The following is an 18,720-nucleotide window of genomic DNA, read 5'->3' as shown; positions in this document are numbered from 1 at the left end:
ACATGTCCTTCCGCTTGAGCTACCGGGCCGACCCGGGTAACCCGTGGTTCTCCTGGCAGTACGTGCGGGATAACTCTGACACGATCCTCGGCGCGCTGCGCGAGCACACCTCGCTCACCCTGCGGGCGGTGCTCATTGCGGTGCTGATCGCGGTGCCGCTTGCCGTGGCCGCGTACTGGTTCCGCGCGCTGGCCGGGCCCATCCTGGCGGTCACCGGTGTGCTCTACACCATCCCGTCGCTGGCGTTGTTCGCCTTCCTCGCGCCGTACCTGGGGATCGGGGTGGTGACCGTGCTCACCGTGGTGGTGCTCTACGCGCTGTTGGTGATTGTCCGCAACGCGCTGGCCGGTCTCACCCAGGTGCCGCCCGAGGTACGGGAGGCGGCGGAGGGCATGGGGTACGGCCGATGGGGGCGGTTGTTCCGGATCGATCTGCCGCTGGCCCTGCCGGGCATCCTCACCGGGCTGCGGTTGGCGACGGTCTCGACGGTGGCGCTGGTCACCGTGGGGGTGGTCGTGGGGCAGGGCGGACTCGGTCAGTTGATCTTTGCCGGCTTCCAGAACAACTTCTACAAAGCGCAGATCATGACCGGTACGCTGCTCTGCGTCCTGCTCGCCCTGGTGTTCGACCTCGCCCTGGCCGGTGCCGGGCGGCTGCTCACCCCGTGGCTGCGTCGCCGGAGCGCGGCATGACCGTGGCGGCGGGGCCGATCGTGGCGGCGGGGCCGATCGAGGCGGCGGTGGTCTGGCTCAACGACCCGCTGAACTGGACCAATCCGGGCGGCATCCTGGACCGGACCGGCGAACATCTCGCCATCTCCGCGGTGGCGGTGCTCCTGGGCTGCCTGGTCGCGTGGCCGATCGGGCTCTGGCTCGGGCACACCGGGCGCGGCGGCGGGTTGGTCGTGCTGGTGGCCAACCTGACGCTGGCCGTGCCGACGCTGGCCCTGCTCACCATCCTGCCGTTGACCTTCCTGGGTTTTGGTCGGCCCCCGGTGGTGGTGGCGCTGGCGGTCTTCGCGGTTCCGCCGTTGCTGGCCAACGCGTACACGGGGGTGCGTGCGGTGGATCCGGAGGCGCGGGACGCGGCCCGGGGGATGGGCTTCTCCAGTTGGCAGTTACTGCGTCGGGTCGAGCTGCCGCTCGCGGTGCCGTACCTGGCGGCGGGGTTTCGCACGGCGGCGGTGCAGGTCGTGGCCACCGCCGCGCTGGCCTCCTTCGTCAACGGCGGCGGCTTGGGGCAGATCATTCGGGCCGGGTTCGGCCTGGACATCGCCGCCGGCGGCGGGCAGATCCTCGCCGGCGGGCTGCTGGTGGCGGGGCTCGCGATGCTGGTGGAGCTGGTGTTGGCGCTGGTTGAGCGGCTGGTCACCCCGCGACCGCTGCGCAACCGCGGCCGGTGGGCGGGGCGGCGCGCGGCCGACGCGGTCAGCGGCGCCTAACCCTGGTGCCTACCCCCGCTGCCGGGCATCCGGCGCCCCGGGTCGAGCGTCGGGTGACGATCCGGTGACGAAGTTTGGCCGGAGTTTGTCGTATCCCGGCGCGAGGATGTTGGGTGGGAGCGCGGGCATCGATCGCCCGTCGGACACGCGGCCGGCGCAGGAGCCGTGCCGGGACACGGAAGGCGGGCAGAGATGCACGCACGCACACGTTTGGCGATCGGCGCTGTCGGCGTCCTGACCACGGCCGGGCTCTTGACCGGCTGCGGCGAGGCCGGTTCGTCGGGCACGGACGAGCCCGAGACGGCAGCGGCGGGGGAGGGATGCGCCCCGGTGGCCGGCGACGAGCTGGTCGTGCTGACCGACGACAAGTCGCTGCAGAACAGCGACAACATCATCCCCGTGGTCAACGCCGACGCCGCGACCCCGCCGCTCATCGCCGCCCTGGACCAGGTCTCCGCCGCGCTGGACACGCCGAAGCTGATCCAGCTCAACAAGGCCGTGAACGAGGACCGCAAGACGCCCGCGGTCGCGGCGGCCGAGTTTGCCACCGCCCACGACCTCACTACCGGCATCGCACCGGGCCCCGGCGGCACGATCAGGGTCGGAGCCGCCAACTTCAGCGAGAGCGAGACTCTCGCCGAGCTGTACAAGATCGTGCTGGTCGCCGCCGGCTACCAGGTCGAGGTGCAGCAGATCGGCAGCCGGGAACTCTACGAGCCCGCCCTGGAGAAGGGCGAGATCCAGGTCTTCCCCGAGTACGCGGCCACCCTGGCGGAGTTCCTCAACACCAAGGCTAACGGCGAGGGCGCCGAGCCGGTCTCCTCGCCGAACCTGGACGAGACGGTCTCCGCGCTGAAGGCGCTCGGCGCGGAGGCCAACCTGGCCCTCGGTGCGCCGGCCGCGGCCCAGACCCAGAACGCCTTCGCCGTCACGCGTGCCTTCGCCGACCAGCACGGTGTGCGGACGCTCTCCGAGCTGGCCGAGAAGTGCTCTGGCCAGGAGACCGTCCTGGCCGGTCCGCCGGAGTGCCCGCAGCGGCCGAAGTGCCAGGTCGGGCTGGTCGAGGTCTACGACTTCCGGGCCGGGTCGTTCAGCTCGCTCGATGCCGGCGGACCGCAGACGAAGAACGCGCTGCGGACCGGCGAGGTCAGCGTGGGTCTGGTGTTCTCCTCCGACGGAGCCCTCACCGCCGGCTGAGCCCCGAAGTAGGCAGAGCGAGCTGCGCTGCCGTTCCCACGCGGGACAACTCTCGGTAGGCTGCACAGCCATGCCAGTCCCGGCCGTGACCGATGACCCGCGTAACCCTCGGTTGTCAACGGCACTGTTCCGGGCCGGTGTGGCGTGCGCTCCGGTGGCGGCGCTGCTGGTGCTGGTCGCCGACAGCAACGGCCTGCTACGGATCGCCGCCGTACTGGCCCTCCTGGCGGTGGTGCTGATCGGCCTCTCGATCGCGCTGCGCCCCGACGGCGGTGCCCGGGTCGGGGAGCTGCGGGGCGAGATCGAACGGCTTCGCCATGAGCTGCACGGTGAGATCGTGGCTGCGGCTCAACGGGGCAATCAGGCACTCGACCAGACCCAGCGCACCCAGGAGGCGGTTGTGGCGCTGGGCCGCCGGCTTGACGCTGGTGCCGCCGCGCCGGCCGGGCCCGGCGGTGCGCAGCGGGTACGGGTCCCGGTTGACGCGCCGGCCGGGCGGGCAGCCGTTCCGGACGCCGATCGCTGGGATGAGCACGAGCGCGACCGGAACCGCGCCGGTGTCCCCCAGCCTCCGGGTCACTTTCCGGGCGGCCACTCCGCGGCCGGGGCGGCCGGGGCCTACGCTGCCTTCCGGCCGTTGACCGGAGAGCACGGGGCCGACGCCCGCTTCGCTGGTCAGCCCGGCACCGAGCGGGCTGCCGGTACCTATGGCGGCACCGACGGTGGCGCCGGGTCACCGGAGCCGGAGGGCCGGCACGCCGCCCCTCTGCGCGGCGTGGTGCGACATACCGAGACGGTGCACGTCACCCGGCACACCGTGGTTGATGGCGCCCGGAATCCCGCCGGCGACTACGACCGAGGATGGCCGTCCGGCCCGGACGCACCGTCGGGTGCCGAAGGCCGGGAGCGCCGCTCCTGGCCGGGGGGCGAGGCCGGGACCCCGGACCGGGAGCGCCGCTCTTGGCCGGCCGCCCGGGATGAGGTCCGGATGGCTGGCGTCGACGGCTCCGCTGACCGGTCGTGGTCGGAGCGGGGCGGGCGGGCGCGTGACACTCGGGGGCAGGGCGAGCCACCGGAGGCTGCCCGGGCTGGAGTGCAGTGGGATGACCAAGGCTGGGCCAACCAGCCCGACGGCCGGGGCTGGGACGGTGAGCGGTCTGACCACGGCGGCGTTGACCAGCATGGCGGGGAGCTTGTGGCGGGCGGCGACGTGGAGGGCGACTACTGGTCGCAGCTGCGGGCCGGAAACCGCTGGGCGGCCGTCCGCGAGGACGAGCGGGGGCGCGAGCTGCGGCTGGGCGAGCAGCGGGCGCAGGTGCGCATGGATCGGGGCGGTGCCGAATACCGGGTGGACCAGCGGTGGGCCGCGGTCCGCCGGGGCGAGCCCGGCCGCGACCGTGCCGATGCCGGGCGGGGCGGGTGGTCCGAACCGGCGGAACGATCCGCGTCGCCCCCGCCGTCCGCCGAGTGGGGGCCGCCCCGGCAACGTCAGCCGGAGCCCCGGTGGCAGCCGGAGCCGCAGCGTCAGCCGGAGCCCCGGTGGCAGCCCGGACCGCAGCGCCAGCCCGAGCCTGGCCAGTATGGCCACAGGGACAACCGGTGGCGTTGACAGCTGCGGCAACGCCGAACGAGCGCAGCCGGCCCACTCACTTGTCGATGTCGCCGACCACGAAGAACATCGAGCCGAGGATGGCGACCAGGTCCGGCACCAGGCAACCGGGCAGGAGGGTGGCCAGCGCCTGCACGTTGGCGTACGACGCGGTGCGCAGCTTGAGCCGCCACGGCGTCTTCTCACCCCGGGACACCAGGTAGTACCCGTTGATGCCGAGCGGGTTCTCGGTCCAGGCGTAGGTGTGCCCCTCGGGCGCCTTGAGCACCTTCGGTAGCCGGGTGTTGATCGGGCCGGTGAGCCGGTCCACCCGGTCCAGGCACTGCTCGGCGAGGTCGAGCGAGACGTACACCTGGTCGAGCAGCACCTCGAAGCGGGAGTGGCAGTCCCCGGCGGTGCGGGTCACCACCGGTACGTCGAGCTGGTCGTACGCCAGGTAGGGCTCGTCCCGGCGTAGGTCGAGGTCGAGGCCGGAGGCGCGGGCGACCGGTCCGGAGGCGCCGAACGCGGCGGCCTGGGCCGCCGAGAGCACCCCCACGCCGACGGTACGGGCCAGGAAGATCTCGTTGCGCCGGATCAGGTTGTCCAGGTCGGGCAGGCTCCGCCGGACCGCGTCGATGGCCGCCCGGGCCCGCCCGGTCCAGCCGGCCGGCACCTCCTCCTTGAGTCCACCGACCCGGTTGAACATGTAGTGGATCCGCCCGCCGGAGACCTCCTCGAGCACCGCCTGGAGCTTCTCCCGTTCCCGAAAGGCGTAGAACATCGGGGTGATGGCCCCGATCTCCAGCGGGTATGAGCCGAGGAACATCAGGTGGTTGAGGATCCGGTTCAGCTCGGCGAGTGCCATCCGGAGCCAGGTGGCCCGCTCCGGAACCTCCATCCCCAGCAACCGCTCCACGGCGAGCACCACGCCGAGTTCGTTGGCGAACGCGGAGAGCCAGTCGTGCCGGTTCGCCAACACGATGATCTGCCGGTAGTCGCGGACCTCGAACAGCTTCTCCGCGCCCCGGTGCATGTACCCGACGATCGGTTCGGCGCGCACCACCCGTTCGCCGTCGAGCACCAGCCGCAGCCGGAGTACGCCATGCGTCGAGGGGTGCTGTGGACCGATGTTGAGCACCATGTCGGTGCCGAGTTGTTCCCCACCGGCGCCGGTGCCGACGGTCAGTTCGCGGAGATCGGCGTCCGTGGTCATGCCTGTCATGGTGCCACGAGTGGGTCGAGGGCGACGCCGGCCGGCTGGAGGAGCCACCAGTGCCCGCCGAGGCCCGCCGGGTCGATCAGCTCGGCTACCGCCGACGCCGCGGAGAGGGCCCGGAGGTATCCCGCGGGGTCGGTGCCGGCCCGCGCCAGCGGTGGACGGCGGCCGTCGGCACCGAGCGCCCGCAGGGCCGTCCGCTGTGCCACCAGGGTGTACGGGAGCTGGGCCACCCGCGTGCCGGCGGCGGCGACCGAGTCCACGGCGAGGTGCGCGGTGACGTCGCACGATCCGTCGGGTGCCGGTGGGACCTGCCGCCCGTTCCGGTAGCCGGTCAGCGTCCCGGCGGCCGGTCGGGTTTGCCGTAGGTGCCCGTAGTCCACAGTAACCGCCAGCCCTCGGTCGAGCCGCCCGACGGCGTCCGCCCAGGCGTCGTCGCGGGTCCGGCCGATCTCGGCGCGGATGCCCGGCTCGTCGTCGGCGGGCGGCGACCACCACCGGGCCAACCAGTCGGCGTCTGCCGGGCTGACCGGGCTGCCGACCGTCTCCTCGCCGGTGGCGGGCTCCACCAGGAGGTACCGCCAGCCGGCCGGGGTGGCGACGGCCAGGTCCAGCGGGACGTTGTCGAGCCACTCGGTGGCCAGGAGGAGGCCGGTGATGCCGGCGGGGATCTCGTGGGTCCAGGTGATTTCCGTGGGTAGGTCCGTGGGGCGTGGGGCGCGTTCGACGGCGGTCAGGCGTAGCCGGTGCGCGAGGGGCGTGTCGGTGGCCCCGGCGATGCTGGTGTGGTGGAGAGTGCGCAGTAGCTCGCCCCGCCCCGCTCCGACATCGACTACCGCGAGTGGGTCTGGGTGGTCCAGGGCGGCGTCAACGGTGGTGATCAGCCGGTGCAGGGCCGCCGCGAACGCCGGGGAGGCGTGCACGCTGGTACGGAAGTGGTCGGCCGGGCCGGCACCGGAGACGAAGAAGCCGTCCGGCCCGTACAGCGCCTGCTCCATCGCGTCCCGCCAGCGGATCGACATCAGCTCCTCCTTCGGTCCGGCCGCCCCGGTTGTGGAGCGGCCCCGCTCGTCGCCTTCGGTGGTGAGCGGGTCTCCCCGGACCACCGATGGTGAACGTTTTCACACCTCCCTGTCTCGATTGCGGCGCCGCGGCGCATACTTGCCAGCGACCGGTACCCCTCCGAGGACTGGATCAGTGTTATGAGCGCTTCGCTGTCTCCGCGTCCCGTCGATCGGTCGGTTGACGCTCCCACCCCCCGTTCCCTGGCCGTCGGTGTGATCGGTGTTGGCCGGGTCGGTGCCGTCCTGGCCGCCGCTCTCGCCGCTGCCGGCCACCGAGTGGTGGCCGCGACCGGCGGCTCCGCCGCCTCGCGCGCCCGGACGGCGCTGCTCCTGTCCGACGTGCCGCAGCGGTCGGCCAGCTCGGTAGCCCGCGCCGCCACCGATCTCCTGCTGGTGGCGGTGCCGGATGACGCGCTCGCGGAGGTCGTCGCCGGTCTCGCCGAGGCCGGGGCGTTGCGTCCGGGGCAGGTGGTCGCGCACACCTCCGGCGCGCACGGCCTGGCGGTACTGGCGCCGGTCGTCGGGGCCGGGGCCAGCCCGCTGGCCTTGCACCCCGCGATGACCTTCACCGGTACGCCGGACGATCTCACCCGACTGCCCGGCATCTCGTACGGGTTGACCGCCCCGGCGCAGCTGCGTCCGTTCGCCACCCGGCTCGTCGCCGACCTCGACGGCGTACCGGAGTGGGTCGCCGAGTCGGACCGAGCGCTCTACCACGCTGCCCTCGTGCACGGCGCAAATCACCTGATCACCCTCGTCAACGAGGCGGCCGACCGGCTGCGGGACGGCGGGGTGACCGAGCCGGAGCGGGTGCTCGCCCCGCTGTTGCGGGCCGCCTTGGACAACGCGTTGCGGCTCGGGGACGATGCGCTGACCGGACCCGTCGCCCGGGGCGACGCCGGCACCGTCGAGCGGCACCTGACCCAGCTCGCGGCGACCGCGCCGGAATCGGTGGGCCCCTACCTGGCGTTGGCTCGACGGACGGCGGACCGCGTGATCGCGGCCGGCCGGCTGCAGCCGGTGGCGGCGCAGCCGGTGCTGGCGGTGTTGAGTGGGCGGGATCGGGAGGTGGTTGCGTGACCAAGCTGGTACACACTCGGGTCGACTTGGCGGCGGCGCGGGAGGCGCTGACCGGCACCGTGGGCGTCGTCATGACCATGGGCGCCTTGCACTCCGGGCACGAGACCCTGTTGCGGGCGGCCCGGGAGCAGGCCGACAACGTTGTGGTCACGATCTTTGTGAATCCGCTCCAGTTCGGGCCGGACGAGGACTTCGACCGGTATCCCCGCACGCTCGACGCGGATCTGGAGATCTGCGGCCGGGCCGGCGCCGCGGTGGTCTTCGCGCCGGCCGTGCCGGAGCTGTACCCGCAGGGCCAGCCCCGGGTCTGGGTCAACCCGGGCCAGCTCGGCGAGGAGTTGGAGGGGCAGAGCCGGCCGGGCTTCTTCCACGGGGTGTTGACCGTGGTGCTGAAGCTGCTTCAGCTCACCCGGCCGGACCGGGCGTTCTTCGGTGAGAAGGACTACCAACAGCTGACCCTGATCCGCCGGATGGTGCGCGACCTGGAGGTGCCGGTGGAGATCGTTGGCGTGCCGACGGTCCGGGAGCCGGACGGGTTGGCCCTGTCCAGCCGGAACCGCTATCTGTCGCCCGAGGGGCGGGCGGCTGCGCTGAGCCTGCCGGGGGCGTTGCGGGCGGGGGCGGCAGCCGCCGCCGGGGGCGCGGCCGCGGGCGGGGTGCTGGCCGCCGCGCACGCCGCGTTCGACTCCGGCCCGCCCGGTGTCGAACTGGATTACCTGGTGCTCACCGACCCGGAGCTGGAGCCGGGGCCGGTTGCGGGTCCGGCGCGGCTGCTCGTCGCCGCCTGGGTCGGCGCCACCCGCCTGATCGACAACGTGTCGGTCCAGCTCGACCCGCGTTTCTGACCCAACTCACGAGAGGCGCCCGATGTTGCGCACCATGCTCAAGTCGAAGATTCACCGGGCTACGGTCACCCAGGCCGATCTGCACTACGTCGGCTCGGTCACGGTGGACCAGGATCTGCTGGACGCCGCCGATCTGCTTCCGGGCGAGCAGGTGGCGATCGTGGACGTCACCAACGGCGCCCGGTTGGAGACCTATGTGATTCCGGGGCAGCGAGGCAGCGGTGTGATCGGCATCAACGGCGCCGCCGCCCACCTGGTCCACCCGGGTGACCTGGTGATCCTCATCGCCTACGGACAGCTGGAGGACGCGCAGGCGCGTACCTACCAGCCGCAGATCGTGCACGTCGATTCGGGCAACCGGATTGTGGACCTGACCGCGGACGCGGCCACGGCGGCGCCCGGGACGGCGGGGGCGCCGGTCCCCAACCCGTTGGCGGACTCGCTGGCCTGACCGGTCCCGCCGGCCCTCCGGCCGGACCGGGGTCGCCGGCCCTCCGGCCGGACCGGTCCCGCCCGCTCGCTGGTCGCCGCCGGTGGGTGGGCCCGGCACCGGTGTGGTGCCCGGCCCGCACTGCGCCGGCCCACCGGAGCCACGCCACGCGGCTCTGTTACTCGCCGGGTACTTTTGGTTACCCTGGGTGGACTCGTTGGCAGGTGGGGCGTCGACTCTGGGAGGCGGCGTGGGACATCGGGTCAGGAAGGGTGCGCGGGCGGTCGGCAGCATGCGGGCGTGGTGCGCAGCGACGGTGGTGGCGCTGCTGGCGGGTTGTGCCGGGCCGACCGACGGCGACCTGACCGACGACTGGGGGGCGCTGCCCACGGCCGGTCCGTTCACTCCCGAAGCGGGGGTGTGTCAGGTGGCCGACGCCACCACCCAGGTGACCCTGGCGGCGTACCAACCGGTGGAGTGCTCGGCCCCGCACCGGGTAGAGACCGTGCACGTGGGCACCTTCCCGACGGGGCAGTCCGGCCCGCCGGCCGCCGGCTCGGCTGACCTGCGGGTCGCGTTCGTCGACTGTGACACCCGCACCAGCACGTACGTGGGGGCCGATTGGCGGACCGGGCGGCTGCGGATCTGGGTGGCTGTCCCGTCCCCTTCGGGCTGGGCCGCTGGTTCCCGTTGGTACCGCTGCGACCTCACCGAGGTGACCACCGCTGAGGCGGACGCCGAGGTGGTGCTCCGCACCGGCAGCCTGCGCGGCGGACTCGCCGCCGGGTCACCGTTGCGGCTCGGCTGCCAGCAGAGCGGTGCGGATCGGGGTGGTGGGGTGGTGGCGCTGCGCCCCGTGGACTGCCGCACCCGACACGACGCGGAGTTCGTCGGGGTGTGGCGGGCACCGAAGCGCCCGTACCCCACCGCGGACGCGGACTGGGCGCCGCTCTACACCGGCTGCCGCACCGAGATCGCGCGTTTCACGGAGGTGCCCGACGACCCGACGCTACGGCTGCGGGTCGATGTGGTGGTCCGTCCACCCAGCGCCGGCCGGTGGGAGGCCGGCGATCGAGGAGTCCGCTGCTACCTGTGGCTCAGCGACCGCCAGGTGACCGGGTCGCTGCAGAACGCCGGTCCGGCCCGGTTGCCGGTCCGGAACCGGTGACGAGGAGCTTGCGGCGCTCTCCTTCGGCCTCGTCGGCGTGCGGATCGGCCCGGTCGGGTACGGCGTTGCCCAAACCACTCGTCTCGCCCCCGCCGCCTCCCACGTGCGTTGTTCGGGTTGACTGTGGGGATGGACCTACCGACCGGTGACTGGCCGGCCCTGCCCCGTTTACTGGCGGCGCCCGCGCCCGGCTGGGTGGAGACGACTGACGTGATCGTCGTCGGCTCTGGGGTCGCCGGGCTGACCGCCGCGCTCCACCTGCGGGAGGCGGGCCTGCACGTCACGGTGGTCTCCAAGGTTGACATCGAGGAGGGCTCGACGCGCTGGGCGCAGGGCGGCATCGCCGCGGTGCTCGATCCGCACGACACCCCCGCGGCCCACGCCTCGGACACCGAGATCGCCGGGGTTGGCCTCAGTGATCCGGCGGCGGTCCGGGTCCTCGTCGAGGAGGGGCCCGTCCGGCTGCGGGAGTTGATGCGGATCGGTGCGGAGTTCGATCGCCACCCGGATGGCTCGCTCATGCTCACCCGGGAGGGCGGGCACCGAGCGGACCGGGTCGTGCACGCGGGTGGCGACGCCACCGGTGCGGAGGTGCAGCGGGCACTACACGCCGCCGTTCGCCGGGATCCATGGATCCGGCTCGTCGAGCACGCCCTGGTGCTGGACCTGCTCCGGGCCGCCGGTGACGGTCCGGACGGGCTCGGCCCCGCCTGTGGGGTAACCCTGCATGTGTTGGGTGAGGGCAGTGAGGACGGCGTCGGGGCGATCCTGGGGCGCGCGGTGGTGCTCGCGACCGGGGGGATGGGGCAGGTCTTCGGGGCTACCACCAATCCCGCGGTCTCCACCGGCGACGGGGTGGCCCTCGCGCTGCGGGCCGGGGCCGCGGTGACCGATGTGGAGTTCGTCCAGTTCCATCCGACCGCGCTGACCGTCCCGCCGTCCGCCCGAGTGGGCGGGGCCCGGCACGCCCAGCAGCCGTTGGTCTCCGAGGCGCTGCGGGGCGAGGGCGCCCAACTGGTGGACTCCGATGGCAAGCGGTTCATGGTCGGGCAGCACGAGTTGGCGGAGCTGGCCCCCCGAGACGTGGTCGCGAAGGGCATCCACCGGGTGCTGCTGGCGACCGGCTCGGACCATGTCTTTCTCGACGCCCGGCACCTCGGCGGCGACTTCCTTGCCCGCCGTTTTCCCACCATTGTGGCGTCCTGCCTGGCCATCGGCGTCGATCCGGCGACCGACCTGATTCCGGTGACCCCGGCGGCACACTACGCCTCTGGCGGCGTCCGTACCGACCTGCATGGCCGTACCTCCATCCCCGGCCTGTACGCCTGCGGTGAGGTCGCCTGCACCGGTGTGCACGGCGCGAACCGGCTGGCCAGCAACTCGTTGCTGGAGGGGTTGGTCTTCTCCCGTCGGATCGCCGAGGAACTGGCGACCGGCCTGCCGGAGCAGTTGCGCCCGGCCTCGACCGGTGCCTGGGCGGGGGGTGCGGGTCGGGTGCTTCCCGTCGCCGGCGTTCCCGACCTGCAACGGGCGATGACGCGGGGCGCTGGCGTGCTGCGGTCGGCGGCGACCCTGGCCGACACGGCGGCTGCCCTGGTCACGCTCGGCGACGCCGCGGGAGTTCCCCGCACCGCGGACTGGGAGGCGACGAATCTGCTGACGGTGGCGACCGTGCTGGTGGCGGCCGCCACCGCGCGGCAGGAGACCCGGGGTTGCCACTGGCGGGAGGACTTTCCGATGGCCGACGAGCGGTGGCGGGGCCACCTGGTCGGCGCCATTGATCCACAGGGCCGGCTGCTGCGAAGGTGGCAGGGATTCGGGGTTGCTGAGCGGGGGGAGGACAGGTGACGGGAGAGACCGAGGGCTTGTTGCGGGCGGCGGGGCTGGACCCGGAGCGGGTACGACGGGTGATCACCGACGCGCTCCTGGAGGACCTGGGGTCGGAGTTTCTCGACGTGACCAGTGTCGCCACGATCCCGGACAGCCAGCTTGACACGGCGGACCTGGTCGCGCGTGCCGACGGGGTGGTCGCCGGGTTGCCGGTGGCCGCAGCGGTGTTCGAGCTGGTGGGCGAGGTGACCGGAGCTGGCCGTACGGTGGCGGTGTCGCTCGTCGCCCAGGACGGGCAGCGGGTGGTCCGCGGCGACGTGCTGGCCACGGTGACCGGACCGACCCGGCTGCTGCTCACCGCGGAGCGCACCGCGCTGAACCTGCTTTCCCGCATGTCCGGCGTCGCCACCCACACTCGGGCCTGGGCCGACGCGCTGGCCGGCACGAAGGCGATGGTGTTGGACACCCGGAAGACGACCCCGGGCCTGCGGGCACTGGAGAAGTACGCGGTCCGCGCCGGCGGCGGCACCAACAAGCGGATGGGCCTGCACGACGTGGCCATGGTCAAGGACAACCACAAGCTGGCGGCCGGCGGGGTGGCCGCGGCGTACCGGCGGGTCCGGGCGGCCTTCCCGGACGTGGGGGTGCAGGTGGAGGTGGACACCTTGGCCGAGGCGGTGGAGGCGGTGGAGGCGGGCGCCGATTTCCTGCTGGTCGACAACATGGGGGTGGAGTTGCTGCGCGAGGTGGTGCGGGCGGTCGGGGCGCGGGCCGAGTTGGAGGCGACCGGGGGGCTGACGCTGGCGGTGGCGGCCGAGGTGGCGGCGACCGGGGTGGATTTCCTGTCGGTCGGCGCGCTCACCCACTCGTCGTCGATTCTGGACGTCGCGCTGGACCTACGGACGGGGTGAGGCGGCCCGCGTTGGCTGTTGTCTAGGCTGTCGGTGTGCTGCTCTGCATCGACATCGGAAACACCAATACCGTGCTGGCGACCTTCGATGGCGACAAACTGGTGCACTCGTGGCGGATCAACACGGATCCGCGGTCTACCGCGGACGAGTTGGGGTTGATGTTCCGGGGGCTGCTCTCCGGCGCCGATGTGGAGATCAGCGGGGTGGCCGCCTGCTCGACGGTGCCCGCTGCGCTCCGGTCGGTGCGTACGATGCTGGACCGCTACTACGCCCACGTGCCGCACATGATCGTCGAGCCCGGGGTGCGGACCGGGGTGCAGCTCGCCATCGACAACCCCAAGGAGGTCGGTGCCGACCGGGTGGTTAACACGCTCGCGACGTACAACCTCTACGGCGGCCCGTCGATCGTCGTTGACTTCGGCACCACCACCAATTTCGACGTGATCAGCGGGCGGGGCGAGTTCCTGGGCGGGGCGTTCGCCCCCGGCATCGAGATATCCTTCGATGCGCTCGCGGCCCGCGCCGCCCAGCTGCGCAAGGTCGAGGCCGCCCGGCCGCGTTCGGTGATCGGCAAGAACACGGTCGAATGTCTGCAGGCCGGCCTCTACTTCGGCTTCGCCGGGCAGGTGGATCGGATCGTTGAGCGGATGGTGGAGGAGTTGGGTGCGGTCAAGGCGGTGATCGCCACCGGAGGGCTGGCCCCGTTGGTGATGCAGGAGTGTCGGACAATCACCCACCACGAGCCGATGATCACTCTGATCGGGCTCCGGATGGTCTACGACCGCAACGTTTGAGCCCCGGACGCCCGAGTGCGGCACGGCCGGTCGTCATCCCGGGTGATTCCGGGCACTGCGGTCATAATCGGTCGTCATCGCCCCCCTAGCGCGGGAGTGGGCGTGGGTTCGGTCATGGCGGCCGGCTATCCGATGTCCCGCACGAGAGCCCTTGAGTACGCTCGGGGGCTGACCCCGCCCGAATTCCCTGCCTGAGGAAGCGCGCCGTGATCGAGCAGAACGCCGTACCAGTTGACCCCGCCGACGATCTTCCGGAGCAGATGAAGGTCCGCCGGGAGAAGCGGGACCGGATGCTCGCCGAGGGAGTCGAACCGTATCCGCTCGGCTATCCGCGGACCAGCACGCTGGCCGAGATCCGCCAGGGCTACGCCGACCTGCCCACCGACACGGCCACCGGGGACCAGGTGTCGGTCACCGGCCGGGTGATCTTTGTGCGGAACACCGGCAAGCTCTGTTTCGCCACGCTTCGCGACGGCGACGGGACCGAGCTGCAGGCCATGCTCTCCCTGGACCGGGTCGGCGCGCAGCGGCTTGCGGACTGGAAGCAGCTGGTGGATCTCGGTGATCTCGTCGGGGTGACCGGTGAGGTGATCACCAGCCGGCGCGGTGAGTTGTCGGTGCTGGCGCAGGGGTGGGCGGTCACCGCGAAGGCCCTTCGCCCGCTACCGGTGGCGCACAAGCCGCTGAGTGAGGAGGCCCGGGTCCGGCAGCGCTACGTCGACCTCATCGTTCGCCCGCAGGCCCGGCAGATGGTTCGTACCCGGGCGACCGCGGTGCGAAGCCTGCGGGAGTCCCTGCACGAGCGGGGTTTCCTCGAGGTGGAGACCCCGATGCTCCAGCTGCTGCACGGCGGTGCGGCCGCTCGCCCATTCGTGACCCACAGCAATGCCCTCAACACTGACCTCTATCTGCGAATCGCTCCGGAACTATTTCTCAAGCGTGCGCTCGTTGGTGGCGTAGATCACGTCTTTGAGATCAATCGCAACTTCCGCAATGAGGGCGTCGACTCGTCGCACTCGCCGGAGTTCGCGATGCTCGAGGCTTACCAGGCGTATGGCGACTACGACACGATCGGCGAGTTGACCCGTCATCTGATCCAGCGGGCGGCGCTCGCGGTCGGCGGGTCGACGGTGGTGACCCACGCGGACGGTCGCGAGTTCGACCTCGGCGGTGAGTGGCGTTCCGTGACGTTGTTCGCTTCCCTTTCCGAAGCGCTCGGAGAGGAGGTCACGGTACGCACGGAGCGGGCCCGCCTGGTCGAGTACGCCGACAAGGTGGACTTGGCGGTCGACCCGAAGTGGGGTCCGGGCAAGCTGGCCGAGGAACTGTTCGAGGAGTTGGTGGTCCCGGGTCTGCTGGCGCCCACCTTCGTGCGGGACTATCCCGAGGAGACCAGCCCGTTGGTGCGGGCGCACCGGAGCGAGCCGGGCCTGACCGAGAAGTGGGACCTCTACGTGCTCGGCTTCGAACTGGGTACGGGCTACTCGGAGTTGGTGGATCCGGTGGTTCAGCGGGAACGTCTGGTGGCCCAGGCGCGGCTCGCGGCGCGGGGCGACGACGAGGCGATGCAGCTCGACGAGGACTTTCTCCGGGCCCTGGAGTACGGAATGCCACCGTCTGGTGGTATGGGAATGGGAATCGACCGGCTCCTCATGGCGCTGACCGGCCTGGGAATTCGGGAAACCATCCTCTTCCCGCTGGTCCGACCGGAGTGACGGTCGGGTCACCCGACTCGTAACCGGATCCTATTGACGCGCGGAGCGTCATCCGGGTTATTGTGCTCTTGCGGGATTCGCAGAACCGCTGCACCCTGCTGGAAAGGAATGTGGGACGTGGCCAAGCAGATCATTCATAAGCTGGTCGATGACCTGGATGGCGGGGACGCTGACGAGACCGTCAAGTTCGCCCTCGACGGCGTTCAGTACGAGATCGACCTGTCGAGCGTCAACGCCGAGAAATTGCGGGAGGTATTCGCCGCGTACGTCGCCAACGGCACGAAGGTGGGCCGGGGTGGCGTGGTCGTGGGTGGCCGGGCTGCCCGGGGCCGGGGCGGTGCCACCGCCGATCGTGAGCAGAACAAGGCGATTCGGGCCTGGGCCAAGAAGGCCGGCAAGGAGATTTCCGACCGGGGTCGCATCCCGCAGGAGATCGTGGACGAGTACCACGCTCGCGCCGGCCACTGACCGGTATCTGGCGGACGCCGGCCCGGAGCGCAGGCTCCGGGCCGGCGTTGCTGTGTCTCGGCCCGGTGGCGGCCGGGGTGGGGTGACGCTACCGCTGGTGGGGGCCGGCGGTGTCGTCGTGGTGGTTGAGCCGGGTGGGCTGTTATTGGGCTGGTGGCGGTTTCCGGGGTGTCGTGGGGTCGATCCGGCGGCGGTCGAATTTCGCTCTGCGCGTAGCAGCGCTGCTACCGGAACACCTGCTGAGCGCGGACGGTTGGGCAAAACAGCGCGTATCCGGCACCACCGGGGGAGACAGGACCCCAGCGGAGTCGGCGCGCGGCGATAGAGTTAAAAGGCACGGACGCCCGTCCCGGGCGTTCACGCAGCGGCCCCGCCACGATCTAGATCATCGAGGCGCACGGTATGTGAGGAGCACGAGGGCATGTTCGAGCGGTTCACCGACCGAGCGCGTCGGGTTGTTGTCCTGGCCCAGGAAGAGGCCCGGATGCTCAACCACAATTACATCGGTACTGAGCACATTCTGCTGGGCCTGATCCACGAGGGTGAGGGCGTGGCCGCCAAGGCGCTGGAGAGTCTGGGGATTTCTCTGGAGGGCGTGCGTCAGCAGGTTGAGGAGATCATCGGGCAGGGCCAGCAGGCGCCGAGTGGCCATATTCCGTTCACCCCGCGGGCCAAGAAGGTGCTGGAGCTCTCGCTGCGGGAGGCGCTGCAGCTCGGGCACAACTACATCGGCACCGAGCACATTCTGCTGGGCCTGATCCGTGAGGGTGAGGGTGTGGCGGCGCAGGTGCTGGTGAAGTTGGGGGCGGATCTGAATCGGGTCCGGCAGCAGGTGATCCAGCTGCTGTCGGGCTATCAGGGTAAGGAGCCGGCAGCGGCGGGGACGGCGCCGGGTGAGGCCGCTCCCTCGACGAGCTTGGTGTTGGACCAGTTTGGTCGCAATCTGACGCAGGCGGCCCGGGAGGGCAAGCTCGACCCGGTTATCGGTCGGGAAAAAGAGATCGAGCGGGTCATGCAGGTGCTGTCCCGGCGGACGAAGAACAATCCGGTGCTGATCGGTGAGCCGGGTGTGGGTAAGACCGCCGTGGTGGAGGGCCTGTCGCAGCGGATCGTCAAGGGCGAGGTGCCCGAGACGCTGAAGGACAAGCAGCTGTACACCCTTGACCTGGGTGCTCTGGTGGCGGGTTCACGGTACCGGGGTGACTTCGAGGAGCGGTTGAAGAAGGTCCTCAAGGAGATCCGCACCCGTGGTGACATCATCCTGTTCATCGACGAGATCCACACGTTGGTGGGTGCGGGTGCCGCCGAGGGCGCGATCGACGCGGCGAGCATTCTGAAGCCGATGCTGGCGCGGGGTGAGTTGCAGACCATCGGCGCGACGACGCTGGATGAGTACCGCAAACACCTGGAGAAGGACGCCGCGTTGGAGCGTCGGTTCCAGCCCATCCAGGTGGGTGAACCGTCGTTGCCGCACACCATTGAGATCCTGAAGGGGCTGCGGGACCGCTACGAGGCGCACCACCGGGTGTCGATCACGGATGCGGCCCTGGTGGCGGCGGCCACCCTCGCCGACCGGTACATCTCGGATCGATTCCTGCCGGACAAGGCGATCGATCTGATTGATGAGGCGGGCGCGCGGATGCGGATCCGGCGGATGACCGCGCCGCCAGACCTGCGGGACTTCGATGAGCGGATCGCGCAGGTGCGTCGGGACAAGGAGTCCGCGATCGACGCGCAGGACTTCGAACGGGCCGCGCAGCTGCGGGACACCGAGAAGCAGCTGCTGGGTCAGAAGGCACAGCGGGAGAAGGAGTGGAAGGCCGGCGACCTGGATGTCGTCACCGAGGTCGACGACGAGCAGATCGCCGAGGTGCTCGGTAACTGGACGGGTATCCCGGTCTACAAGCTGACCGAGGAGGAAACCTCCCGGCTGCTGCGGATGGAAGACGAGCTGCACAAGCGGGTCATCGGCCAGGAGGACGCGGTCAAGGCGGTGTCGAAGGCGATCCGCCGCACCCGGGCCGGTCTGAAGGACCCGAAGCGTCCGTCCGGCTCGTTCATCTTCGCCGGCCCGTCCGGTGTCGGTAAGACCGAGTTGTCCAAGGCCCTCGCGGAGTTCCTCTTCGGCAGCGAGGACGCGTTGATCCAGCTGGACATGTCCGAGTTCCACGACCGGTACACGGTGTCCCGGCTCGTCGGTGCGCCCCCCGGCTACGTCGGCTACGACGAGGGCGGGCAGCTGACCGAGAAGGTCCGTCGGCGGCCGTTCAGTGTGGTCCTCTTCGACGAGATCGAGAAGGCTCACCCGGATGTGTTCAACACGCTGCTGCAGATCCTCGAGGACGGGCGGCTCACCGACGGCCAGGGCCGGATCGTGGACTTCAAGAACACGGTCATCATCCTGACGACCAACCTCGGTACCCGCGATGTCGCCAAGGCGGTCTCGCTGGGCTTCCAGGCCTCTGATGACTCCGACTCGAACTACGACCGGATGAAGCAGAAGGTCAACGACGAGCTCAAGCAGCACTTCCGGCCGGAGTTCCTCAACCGGATCGACGACACCATCGTCTTCCACCAGCTACGCCATCGGGAGATCCTCTCGATCGTCGATATCATGATCGGTCGGATCGAGACCCAGTTGCGCAACAAGGACATGGGGCTGGAGCTCACCGACAACGCCAAGCAGTACCTCGCGACGAAGGGCTTCGACCCCGTTCTCGGTGCCCGGCCGCTACGCCGTACGATCCAGCGCGACATCGAGGACAACCTCTCCGAGCGGATCCTGTTCAACGAGCTCAACCCCGGCCAGATCGTCATCGTTGACTGCGACGGTGATCCGGCCGATATCGATTCCTCCACCCTCACCTTCCGCGGCACCGACAAACCGGCCGAACTGCCGGACGCGGTCCCCGCCGACCTCGGTGGTGCCGCCACGGGGGCGGACGACGCGGCGTAGGCCGGCAGGTCCAA

The 18,720-nt window shown here is 71.0% G+C and carries 16 protein-coding genes; 14 read left to right on the top strand and 2 right to left on the bottom strand.

The window, feature by feature from the left end; genetic code table 11:
• The first annotated feature begins 2 nt into the window (after nucleotides 1-2).
• From T398_RS12170 to T398_RS12155, 4 genes are all read left to right on the top strand, one after another.
• Entirely contained in the window at nucleotides 3-692 is a 690-nt protein-coding gene (locus T398_RS12170; protein ID WP_496446718.1) for an ABC transporter permease, read from the top strand.
• Nucleotides 665-1,441: an ABC transporter permease gene (locus tag T398_RS12165; protein ID WP_496446717.1), complete on the top strand. Its 777-nt coding sequence runs from the start codon at nucleotides 665-667 to the stop codon at nucleotides 1,439-1,441. Before T398_RS12170 ends, T398_RS12165 begins: the two co-directional genes overlap by 28 nt.
• Before the next feature lie 192 nt (nucleotides 1,442-1,633).
• Complete coding sequence (locus T398_RS12160) at nucleotides 1,634-2,638, top strand: glycine betaine ABC transporter substrate-binding protein (RefSeq protein ID WP_496446715.1); 1,005 nt, start codon at nucleotides 1,634-1,636, stop codon at nucleotides 2,636-2,638.
• 70 nt (nucleotides 2,639-2,708) lie between these two features.
• Nucleotides 2,709-4,247: a hypothetical protein gene (locus T398_RS12155; protein ID WP_496446714.1), complete on the top strand. Its 1,539-nt coding sequence runs from the start codon at nucleotides 2,709-2,711 to the stop codon at nucleotides 4,245-4,247.
• 37 nt (nucleotides 4,248-4,284) lie between these two features.
• Here the strand turns inward: T398_RS12155 and T398_RS12150 are convergent, their stop codons facing one another.
• Entirely contained in the window at nucleotides 4,285-5,451 is a 1,167-nt protein-coding gene (locus T398_RS12150; protein WP_496446712.1) for an NADH-quinone oxidoreductase subunit D, read from the bottom strand.
• Nucleotides 5,448-6,467, bottom strand: coding sequence for an SAM-dependent methyltransferase (locus T398_RS12145; protein WP_496446711.1), 1,020 nt, complete (start codon nucleotides 6,465-6,467; stop codon nucleotides 5,448-5,450). The genes T398_RS12150 and T398_RS12145 overlap by 4 nt, the downstream gene beginning before the upstream one ends.
• 180 nt (nucleotides 6,468-6,647) lie before the next feature.
• Here T398_RS12145 and T398_RS12140 point away from each other — a divergent pair, with 180 nt between their 5' ends.
• The 10 genes from T398_RS12140 to T398_RS12095 all read left to right on the top strand — a co-directional run bounded on the left by T398_RS12140 (nucleotide 6,648) and on the right by T398_RS12095 (nucleotide 18,706).
• Nucleotides 6,648-7,589: a Rossmann-like and DUF2520 domain-containing protein gene (locus tag T398_RS12140; RefSeq protein WP_496446709.1), complete on the top strand. Its 942-nt coding sequence runs from the start codon at nucleotides 6,648-6,650 to the stop codon at nucleotides 7,587-7,589.
• Nucleotides 7,586-8,434 (top strand): pantoate--beta-alanine ligase, encoded by an 849-nt coding sequence (panC, locus tag T398_RS12135; RefSeq protein WP_496446708.1) that lies wholly within the window; start codon nucleotides 7,586-7,588, stop codon nucleotides 8,432-8,434. Before T398_RS12140 ends, panC begins: the two co-directional genes overlap by 4 nt.
• Before the next feature lie 22 nt (nucleotides 8,435-8,456).
• Nucleotides 8,457-8,885: an aspartate 1-decarboxylase gene (gene panD, locus T398_RS12130; protein WP_496446707.1), complete on the top strand. Its 429-nt coding sequence runs from the start codon at nucleotides 8,457-8,459 to the stop codon at nucleotides 8,883-8,885.
• Between the two features lie 229 nt (nucleotides 8,886-9,114).
• On the top strand, nucleotides 9,115-10,032 hold the full coding sequence (locus T398_RS12125) for a septum formation family protein (protein WP_496446706.1): 918 nt from the start codon (nucleotides 9,115-9,117) through the stop codon (nucleotides 10,030-10,032).
• Nucleotides 10,033-10,161: 129 nt separating this feature from the next.
• Nucleotides 10,162-11,880, top strand: a complete 1,719-nt coding sequence (locus T398_RS12120; RefSeq protein ID WP_496446704.1) for an L-aspartate oxidase — start codon at nucleotides 10,162-10,164, stop codon at nucleotides 11,878-11,880.
• A complete protein-coding gene (gene nadC / locus T398_RS12115) occupies nucleotides 11,877-12,773 on the top strand; it encodes a carboxylating nicotinate-nucleotide diphosphorylase (RefSeq protein ID WP_496446702.1) in 897 nt (298 codons plus the stop codon). The genes T398_RS12120 and nadC overlap by 4 nt, the downstream gene beginning before the upstream one ends.
• A gap of 35 nt (nucleotides 12,774-12,808) precedes the next feature.
• Complete coding sequence (locus T398_RS12110; RefSeq protein WP_018745218.1) at nucleotides 12,809-13,567, top strand: type III pantothenate kinase; 759 nt, start codon at nucleotides 12,809-12,811, stop codon at nucleotides 13,565-13,567.
• Nucleotides 13,568-13,773: 206 nt separating this feature from the next.
• Nucleotides 13,774-15,282: a lysine--tRNA ligase gene (gene lysS, locus T398_RS12105; RefSeq protein ID WP_496446700.1), complete on the top strand. Its 1,509-nt coding sequence runs from the start codon at nucleotides 13,774-13,776 to the stop codon at nucleotides 15,280-15,282.
• A 117-nt stretch (nucleotides 15,283-15,399) separates the two neighbouring features.
• Nucleotides 15,400-15,750 (top strand): histone-like nucleoid-structuring protein Lsr2, encoded by a 351-nt coding sequence (locus T398_RS12100; RefSeq protein ID WP_033660423.1) that lies wholly within the window; start codon nucleotides 15,400-15,402, stop codon nucleotides 15,748-15,750.
• Nucleotides 15,751-16,171: 421 nt separating this feature from the next.
• Nucleotides 16,172-18,706, top strand: coding sequence for an ATP-dependent Clp protease ATP-binding subunit (locus T398_RS12095; protein WP_018826972.1), 2,535 nt, complete (start codon nucleotides 16,172-16,174; stop codon nucleotides 18,704-18,706).
• Nucleotides 18,707-18,720: the final 14 nt, after the last annotated feature.

Source organism: Salinispora goodfellowii (genome assembly GCF_059570675.1).
This window is presented reverse-complemented; position numbering and strand designations above follow the sequence as displayed.